General features: G+C 74.7%; 2 protein-coding genes. Both read left to right on the forward strand.

What is annotated here, in order from left to right:
• A partial coding sequence (gene recN, locus U9R90_RS36030; protein WP_411061697.1) for a DNA repair protein RecN occupies nucleotides 1–1,376 on the forward strand: 1,376 nt, incomplete at its 5' end.
• Nucleotides 1,377–1,402: 26 nt separating this feature from the next.
• Nucleotides 1,403–1,633 carry a hypothetical protein gene (locus tag U9R90_RS36035; protein WP_411061699.1) on the forward strand — a complete coding sequence of 77 codons (231 nt, stop codon included), beginning with the start codon at nucleotides 1,403–1,405 and terminating at the stop codon, nucleotides 1,631–1,633.
• Nucleotides 1,634–1,666: the final 33 nt, after the last annotated feature.

Below are 1,666 nucleotides of genomic sequence, written 5' to 3' on the forward strand. Positions count from 1 at the left end.
GCGAGCTCGCCGACGACCTGGTCGCCGTGCACGGCCAGACCGACCAGCAGGGCCTGCTCAAGCCCGCCCGCCAGCGGCAGGCGCTCGACCGGTACGCGGGAGACGCGGTGGCCGCGCCGCTCGCCAAGTACACGGCGGCGTACCGCAGGCTGCGGGCGGTGGTGACCGAACTCGACGAGCTGACCACCCGGGCCAGGGAACGCGCCCAGGAGGCCGACCACCTGCGCTTCGGCCTCGACGAGATCGCGGCGGTCGAGCCGCGCCCCGGCGAGGACGTCGAACTGGCCGCCGAGGCCGAGCGGCTCGGGCATGCCGAGGCGCTCGCGTCCGCCGCCACGGCCGCGCACGCGGCGCTCGCCGGGAACCCCGAGGACCCGGAGGGCGTTGACGCGGGGCTGCTCGTCGGAGGTGCGCACCGGGCACTGGACGCCGTACGCGCACACGACCCGGCGCTGTCCGCGCTCGCCGACCGCATCGGCGAACTCGGCATTCTGCTCGGCGATGTGGCGGGGGAGCTGGCGGGGTACGCCGACCACCTCGACGCCGATCCGCTGCGGCTGGCCGCGGTCGAGGAGCGGCGGGCCGCGCTGACCCAGCTGACCCGCAAGTACGGCGCAGACATCGACGCCGTACTGGCCTGGGCCGAGCAGGGCGCCGCCCGGCTCACCGAACTCGACGGCGACGACGACCACATCGGCGAGCTCAGCGCCGAGCGCGCGGCACTCGGCGCCGAACTGGCCGGGCTCGCCCAGGCCCTGACCGACGCCCGCACGGAGGCCGCCGAGCGGTTCGCCGCCGCCGTCACGGCAGAGCTGGCCTCGCTGGCGATGCCGCACGCGCGTGTGAGCATCGACATCCGGCAGACCGACGATCCGGACGGCATCGAAGTCGGCGGCCGGACCGTCGCGTACACCCCCAGTGGGGTCGACGAGGTCGAACTGCTCCTCGCGCCGCACCCCGGAGCTCCGCCCCGTCCGATCGCCAAGGGCGCGTCCGGTGGTGAGCTCTCCCGCGTCATGCTCGCGGTGGAGGTGGTCTTCGCGGGCTCCGACCCGGTGCCGACCTATCTCTTCGACGAGGTCGACGCGGGCGTCGGCGGCAAGGCGGCCGTCGAGGTCGGCCGCCGCCTGGCGCGCCTGGCCAGGTCCGCGCAGGTCGTCGTGGTCACCCACCTCCCGCAGGTGGCGGCCTTCGCCGACCGGCAGTTGCTGGTCGAGAAGACCAACGACGGCTCGGTGACCCGATCCGGTGTGCAGGTACTCGAGGGCGAGGACCGCGTCCGCGAACTGTCCCGCATGCTCGCGGGCCAGGAGGACTCCGAGACGGCCCGCGCGCACGCGGAGGAACTGCTGGCGACGGCCCGCGCGGACGGCTGACCCGCCCGTCCCCTAGGGTCGCCGATATGCAGAGTGATCACCGTCGGCCCGGTGGCCGTATCGCCGCGCTGGTTACCGCCGTCGTGGCGACCCGTGCCGGGTACGAGGCGTTGCGGCGGGCGAAGCCTGGAGGGCCCGGCCGCTGGGAGCGGAAGAACTTCGCGGGGCGCACCGTCGACCTGTGCGCCGGGCCGGCGGTCACCGTCGGCGGCGCCCTCGCGGCGCTCGCCTCGCGTGGCCTAGTAGTGCTTCGTTAGGTTCTGGCTCGTGTTAGGGGTTTGCCGCAGGTG

Source organism: Streptomyces sp. E11-3 (assembly GCF_046540415.1).
Classification (GTDB): Bacteria; Actinomycetota; Actinomycetes; order Streptomycetales; family Streptomycetaceae; genus Streptomyces.

Bases quoted from the DNA above. Each gene is read 5' to 3' on its own strand.
- U9R90_RS36035 (WP_411061699.1), top strand. From the start codon at position 1,403: ATGCAGAGTGATCACCGTCGGCCCGGTGGCCGTATCGCCGCGCTGGTT.